This is a genomic window from Nostoc sp. 2RC (assembly GCF_014222165.1).
Lineage (GTDB): Bacteria > Cyanobacteriota > Cyanobacteriia > Cyanobacteriales > Nostocaceae > Nostoc > Nostoc linckia.
The window spans coordinates 1-7,014 of the sequence record NZ_JACKZU010000408.1 but is presented as its reverse complement, the minus strand read 5'-3'; the positions used below and the strand labels follow the sequence as shown (position 1 = coordinate 7,014).

Genomic DNA, 7,014 nt, shown 5'->3' with positions numbered 1-7,014 from the left:
GTAATAATTTATCAATAATTTTTATATAAAAATCTTTAACTTTCTCTCTTGCTTTGAGTGCATTTCCATTTTTGCTGACAATCTGCGGAACCATATCATCTTGCCAGATCACCCATTCAAAATCTTTTCGGACTTTTATAAATTGAGAAAAGTATTTAGTTTTTTCTAAATGTAATATTAAGGTAACGATGCCATAAAATGAACCAATTTTCGGCTTTCCAGCGCTAGTGTAAAAATATATAATCGGATGCAAACCCAGAGATGAAGGATGGTTGCTATTTATCCTTTGCGCTACTTTTTTACAATTTTTTAGCAGTTCTACTGTTTTTTCTCCTGTAGGATCGTCTCCTAATTGATTATCTACTTCTATATCATTAACAATATTCACATATTCTAATATGACTTCAAGTTTTTCAGGAGCCGATAGACTTCCTACTATTGGTACGTCTAGAGTTTTAATAGGATTTTTTAACTTAGGTTCAAAAATAAGTTGATGTATTTCTTGAGCAAGTTCTTCTATTTCTTGCTGTTTATCTTGTGAGAAGTCTGACCAATATTTATGACCATTACCACTTCTCATAATTGCACGAGCAGCAACACCATTAGGCGTCTTACGTGCAAGTAGTAAACGCATTTCAGTTTCACCGATAGGGGCTGCTTGTTGATTAATTTTAAAAAAAGATGCTTCTGCTTTTTCTGAATTACCTTCAACCCACTGTAACTGGATAGCTAAAGCTCCTAAATTTCTTGCTCGTTCAATAAATTTTGGATCTACTTGGGCTGGATGCTGTGTTAAAGGTTGATAATCTTTATAAGAACCTATAGTTGTTTTAATAAGTTTCCTTACCTCTTGAGCAGCAAGTTTTTGCTCTTCTGTAATGTCTCCATCATAAAATTCTTTGGAAATTTTACCATCACCATAATCATCATTGATCCAAGCTATTAGAGAACTAAGCCGATGAGAGCCATCAATTACAAAATAATAACTACTAGAACTTCTCCAAAGAATAACAGACGGTATTAAATCCCCATCTAAAAAACTTTTGATAAATTCACATACTTTCTGAGACTCCCACTCATTAGTTTCTCTTTGGAAATCAGGTTTGCGTAAAAATGGGTAGAAAAAAGAATTTTTTTCTAAATCACGAATTGATATCGTAGCGATATTTCTTCCCATATTTTGTCCTTGTTGTCCTTGGACTTCAAATGCTTCTCTACATATGAGGGCATCTAAATAAACCTTCAAACTGTCTTTTGCCATCTTCAGTGTCTTTTTAATTTTTTATACTTATAATTAAGTATACCAATCCTAAATCAGTCGTGAGACATCAAATGTCTGCAAACCCTATAAATGCGTACTTTTCGTGGACTTATCTTTTCACGTCTAAATTCTGATTGTTATATGTAGTATACTTAATTCACCTACCATACAACAATAATATTAATTTATCAATATACAGCAGAATTCAGAAGTAAAACAGAGTTTGTATCCGGCTTTGAAGCTCAATTTGTGTATTTCACCAATTTGAAATATGTTGTACATCTGAATTAGTCGTGCCTCAGAATAGCGATCGCCTATTCTAAAATAAACAAACTTGCATCAACATTAAAAAACTTACCCAAAGCCTCAGCCTCTTCTTTAGTGATTTCTAACTCACCATTAATAACCTTAGCAACAATCTCACTAGAACCAATAATTTCGACTAAATCAGCCTGTTCCAAACTCCTAGCTTCCATCAAATGTAAAAGTCTTGAACGAGGAGTTGAAGCATTAAGCTGATAATGCTTATCTTCAAAATCCTCAATTAATTTTACTAATAGTTCTAACAAAGCATCTTCTTCAGGAGTCAGATCGGAACGAGAAAGCAGTGCTTCAACAGTTTCTAAAAATTTCTCGTTTTCCTCTTCTGTCTTGATAATTCGAGGTTGATATTGAGACAGTAATTGGCTGTACACTTCTGAGTTAAAAGTAATGGTCATTTTTCCAGTTGTCTTTGTCATATTCTGCATGAGTGAAGACGTATTTTATATAGATGACCTGCTTCTGATAATTAATACTAACAATTAAGCGGTATTTATTGCCTTTAATATTAAAAACTGTAAAATTACCAACCGCTTCAGCTGTAGGATAAACAGTTTGAACTTCTAACAAATTCGCCCAGATTGCTTGACTAGCAGTTCTGTACCAGTCATCAAGTACTTCATAGCAGTCACTATGTTCTTTGCAGTATTCTCGTAACTTTTTTCGACTGATGACATGCATTAATTTATTGTTGAGGCATTTCTATCTGTTTCTCCCCTTTGCCAAAATTGCTTTAAAATCTCTGTTGGCTTTCTGTCCCACGTGTCAATATGTTCGTATATCAAATTATCTTTGTTCAGCTTATAAGTTGAATAGCCGTTAAAAAATAAAGGTGCTTTCCAGGGAACGCGCAACACTCCCCGCACTGTCCAATTTACTAAAATAGTATCTGACGCAGACTGTTTTATATCATGTACGTCAAAGTAAATTTGAGTAAAAAATAGTCGGGCATGAAACCGCAAAGTCCAAAAGATAATCCGATAATTAAATTTATATTTGAATGTATTCACCGGGTCTTTAAAATAGATATCCTGTGTATAAATGTCATAGGAAATATCTTTTTCAAAAAGTGTCGGTAAATCTTGTTTGAGAGTTTCAATTACTTGTTCCATCTGCAAATAAGTTGTAGGGTAGCATAGCTATGCTACCCTATTGTGTTGGTGTGTTTGTACTAAAAACCCGAATAATTTATTTTTTGGAGTTACCTTAGTAGCGATCGCTAATCCTAAACTCTATGATTTCTTCCAAGGGCCCCAGATTGCAAAAGTAATCCCTGGTGTTTGGATGTTGACGAATAAAGTTTTACCATCTGGTGAGAAGCAGGCACCAGCGAACTCGTTGGTATTTAAAGCATTACGGGCAAATTGATAAAGTTCCCCTTTGGGAGTAACACCTACTAAGAACTGCTCATCATCCCCATCTTCACAAAGGATGAGATCCCCATAGGGTGAGACGACTATATTATCTGGATTTTCCAGTTCAGCAGCAGATGTAGATTCAACAAACAATTCAATAGTCTCTTTCCCTGGAATGTACCGCCACACTTGACCAAGCCCTAAAGCACCACCACTCGTACAGCAAAAGTAAAACTCACCGTCACCATACCAGATACCTTCTCCACGGGCAAACTGAGCTGCTCCTTTGGCAAAACCCTCAACTCTTACAGTATCTTGGGCTGGATTTGGCTCTGTAATAGTCACCCACTCTACTTTAAAGGGTTTGCGTTTGGGGAAATTTGCAAATGTTTGTGCTTGATAGATATCTTTGATTTTTAAGGCTTGAAGAGTACCTCCTTCCTTTAATTTGCCTGGTACTTTTGGGATAAAACGATAGAAAAGGCTATCTCCCGTATCTTCAGTTTCATAAACAAATCCTGTTTTAGGATCTACCGCAACAGCTTCATGGTTAAATCGTCCCATAGCTATTAGAGGTTCGGGGTTGACGGGAGTAGTGGTGCTAGCTGGAACTTCAAAGTTATAGCCGTGGAACTTCGATACATAGTTTCGATTCCCCACTGGAAAGGAAGTTGGTGTGGTGGTATTTTCTTCACAAGTAATCCATGAACCCCAAGGAGTTCGCCCACCTGCACAGTTACGATAGGTTCCACTTAAAGAAGTAAAATGTTTGATCAGCTTGCGATCGGGCCCTATAACTAAGTTTGTCGTACCGCCTTTACAAAATGGATCGTAAGGACGCGGCCCCTCAACTTTTGTACCAGAAGTAGGACTGAGTTCGTGATTGCGAACCAAAATAACTGTGCCTTTCGGGCCAGGGAAAGCCGCCATCCCATCATGGCCACCAGGTACTTTAGTACCATCGTTCATCAAGTCGTCTGTGAGAGAGAAAGTACGATACTTAAATCCAGCTGGTAAATCTAATAAGCCATTGGGATCTGGTATGAGTGGCCCGTAACCTTTACCAAATACAGGATGACCATTGGCTTGTCTAGCAATAAGACCTTCTAAAGGAGAGGCTAACAAAGTGCCAGCAGCACTTGTGCCCGCTAATGTAAAGAATCTACGTCGAGATAATTTCATAAAATTTTTTTGGCTACTGAAAATGCTGACAAGAAATTATTCGATTTCAATTAAATTTAGGTAATGCTTAATTTAATTTGGGATTATTACTTTTAATTTTCTCTCGATACAATCGACAAAAATGATAATTTTTTCAGCTGTACAATATTTGGTTAAGAGTAGTTAAAGAATAATTTAAATTAAAAAATATAAGATTTTTATGTTTCTCTGACAAAGAAAGAACATAAAGTATATGGATTAGATTTAATCTAATGATACAATCTGCCCAAAGGTGTTTGAGACCTGATTCAAGGTTAATCAATCTTGAATTTTTGATTGCCGATAGTCTACTGTTAACGAGTCTACAAGCGTCTTTCAAATTAGTCTCAATCACTTTAAGTAGAAAATTCAAGATTTGAAATTTGGAATGAAAAGATTTATTCTGCCTGTTATTAACGGGTCTTGTATCTTGCTTTTTTGCAAGATTATCGAAAGAATTACGATCTAAAATTTCAAATTTCCAATCTAAGTTTGCACAGTCAAACAAAAGCTATAACAACATTAAAATCTATTGCTGTTATCAAGACAATGAAAAGCATTCATAACCCAATCAAAGCTACTGTAGCTATTGCTGCGTTCAGTTCTATGGCTACTTTCACGAATATCCAAAGTGCTGATGCTGCTTCTTTTGAACTGAATTGGCAAGGAAATCAAGGCTATTCTGCCAAGGGAAATTTCAGCTATGACGATAGTTTTATAGGAAACATCGTCACTAAGGAACAATTGACTGATTTTGCTATTTCTTTCTTCGATCCACAAGGAACTTTATTACAAAATTTCCAATACGATTTTCCCCAAACCGATACTAGTTTCAATTTCAATTTTGATACAGTTACAAACACTGTTCTACAAACAGGTAACTTTGACACCGCTAATGGTTTTGATTTGGGAATTGACTTTGCAACAAATGTGACGGGCTTAGATTTTTATACTTACTTAAATGCCGAACAAGGATTGCCAACGGCTACAATTTTCTTAAAAGACGATCTTTCACCGGAAGTATGCGATACATTCCCAGACTGTAGATTAGATCTTGGGGGTCAGTTAACAGCAACTGCGATTCCTGAACCTGGTGCAATTACTGGACTGTTAGTAATGGGTTTTCTGAGCAGAGTTATCAAGAAAAAGCCAGCATCTACATAGACAGTAAACCCGAATAGTTGAAGCTAGCTTGATTAGAACTGTAATTGACAATTATTTTAGCTCTAACAATCAACAATCTGGAAGAAGGGCCAGATCTAAACTTTTTAGGGAGTAACTACCCACTCAAATTACAAACTTGAGATCCCCGACTTCTCTAAGAAGTTGGGGATCTAATTGTTCGTACTATAAAATTTGCTGATGAGCAAAGATGCTTATTATTTTTTTCAAAAAAACAACTTAAACCTTGCTAGTTGATTTTCAATTGTTCGCGTCAGAATTTTATTCAGTTGTTTGATGTCTTGAAATTGTAAAATTTGTTGTATTGGTAAATCAAAGGGAACTTGTCCTTCAAAGTTTGGCCGTTGCATTTGCGCTAGAAGAATTTGTTCAGACCGCTTACTTTGGATAGCGTAGCCAATTTCAATACAAACCTTCGGACTGGGAATTAGTTGCACACTTTCTTTAACATCAATAGTAGTAATGGGTGTGGTATCAGCGATAAATAACAAACTTTTACGAATTTTTCGCATCATAGTGCGATTAATTCGCAGAGTGGCATCACTGGGACGAGAGGATTCTACTAATGTTAAAGGAAGACGCGATCGCAAGTTTAAAGTCTCCAAACTTTTTTGCAGTTCTTCTCTCAGAACATCACTTGCTGCGGCATACTCAGTTTGGTAGGAGAAAAAAATAGTTGGGTCTAACTGAGCTAACAAAGCTTGTTTAGTAAAATAAATTTCGTGACTAATCAAGTCAATGTTAGCTACGCGATAGCCACCACTACCCTCAATATAAAACTCAATATCTTCTCCTTCCAGATAGCGCCCAAACCAAATTGATTTTTTAATTTCGTCACTTTCTTCTAAAAAGTCCGCTCGCAATGCCGATCTCAGCAGACTTTTTTTACTGAGGCGAATGTCTGGTGGGCGCTTTTCCAATTCTGGAATCGGCTCATAATCCTGTAAATACCACGCTCTGAGCGCAATAATTGACATAAGGCGCTATTTCAAATGTTGATCGCTATTTAAGTTCGTATTTAGCTTACACCCAGAGGAGTCACCTCGCTTTGCTCCGAATTCAAAATTCACCCATTCAAAATTAACGATCCCTATAAATAAATTTAAGGGCTTGTATTCTTTACTTTTTGAGTCATGATTCTGATTTCTTTTTAAATACAACAACACCCAGCCATCTACTCGCTTCAACATTCCCTCTCCTTGTTTATTCTAGCCAGGGATGTACTAACTCTCATCGCTTCGTAAACAAGTAATGAAAATCAGTTACAGCGCCCCCTAATTTTCCATATTTGAGGAAATATGAGTTTTCGCGTTGGGTGTTGCCGTGTTTTGACGAGACAGATGTGAATTAAACAGCGTCGTTTACCTCTTAACTACATTCCATCATGCAGCTGTTGTATCTGCCAGGGAAGCTTTTTATTAGCTTCAATTATTAGATTAGCAGTAACGAATGAAAGTAAATTTTTTTGCAACTAAACTTTACTCTTGAACTATTTTTTGAACTATTTTTTACCCAAATCAATACAGCGCAGGCTCTAAATAGCTTCAAGTTTTTTATATAATTTGTATAAACTATTGTAAATAATTTTATCATCAACCTTTGGGATGAATTGAGTAATTACCAAGTAAATTTTTAAGTTTTGAAACTAACATTTTGTAAAAAAATGGGCATGGGGCAAGCAGGAGGTGTGGGAGG

7 protein-coding genes are annotated in these 7,014 nt (G+C 36.1%); 1 reads left to right on the top strand and 6 read right to left on the bottom strand.

Translation table 11 applies throughout. The annotated features are described in order from the left end of the window. From GNE10_RS29970 to GNE10_RS29950, 5 genes are all read right to left on the bottom strand, one after another. On the bottom strand, positions 1-1,261 hold a 1,261-nt coding region (locus GNE10_RS29970), incomplete at its 3' end, for a DUF262 domain-containing protein (RefSeq protein ID WP_185569407.1). Between the two features lie 314 nt (positions 1,262-1,575). Next, on the bottom strand, positions 1,576-1,980 hold the full coding sequence (locus GNE10_RS29965; protein WP_185569405.1) for a type II toxin-antitoxin system HigA family antitoxin: 405 nt from the start codon (positions 1,978-1,980) through the stop codon (positions 1,576-1,578). Next, on the bottom strand, positions 1,964-2,263 hold the full coding sequence (locus GNE10_RS29960) for a type II toxin-antitoxin system HigB family toxin (RefSeq protein ID WP_185569404.1): 300 nt from the start codon (positions 2,261-2,263) through the stop codon (positions 1,964-1,966). The genes GNE10_RS29965 and GNE10_RS29960 overlap by 17 nt, the downstream gene beginning before the upstream one ends. Beyond that, a complete protein-coding gene (locus tag GNE10_RS29955) occupies positions 2,263-2,694 on the bottom strand; it encodes a DUF2358 domain-containing protein (RefSeq protein WP_185569403.1) in 432 nt (143 codons plus the stop codon). Before GNE10_RS29955 ends, GNE10_RS29960 begins: the two co-directional genes overlap by 1 nt. A 120-nt stretch (positions 2,695-2,814) precedes the next feature. Next, the gene (locus GNE10_RS29950; protein ID WP_185569401.1) at positions 2,815-4,119 is read right to left on the bottom strand and encodes an alkaline phosphatase PhoX; all 1,305 of its coding nucleotides are present in this window, start codon (positions 4,117-4,119) and stop codon (positions 2,815-2,817) included. 624 nt (positions 4,120-4,743) lie between these two features. On the opposite strand from GNE10_RS29950, the gene GNE10_RS29945 reads away from it, so the two are divergent. Further along, positions 4,744-5,301 (top strand): PEP-CTERM sorting domain-containing protein, encoded by a 558-nt coding sequence (locus tag GNE10_RS29945; RefSeq protein ID WP_260447086.1) that lies wholly within the window; start codon positions 4,744-4,746, stop codon positions 5,299-5,301. Between the two features lie 224 nt (positions 5,302-5,525). Here GNE10_RS29945 and GNE10_RS29940 read toward each other — a convergent pair whose 3' ends face one another. Next, entirely contained in the window at positions 5,526-6,296 is a 771-nt protein-coding gene (locus GNE10_RS29940) for a hypothetical protein (protein ID WP_185569398.1), read from the bottom strand. Positions 6,297-7,014: the final 718 nt, after the last annotated feature.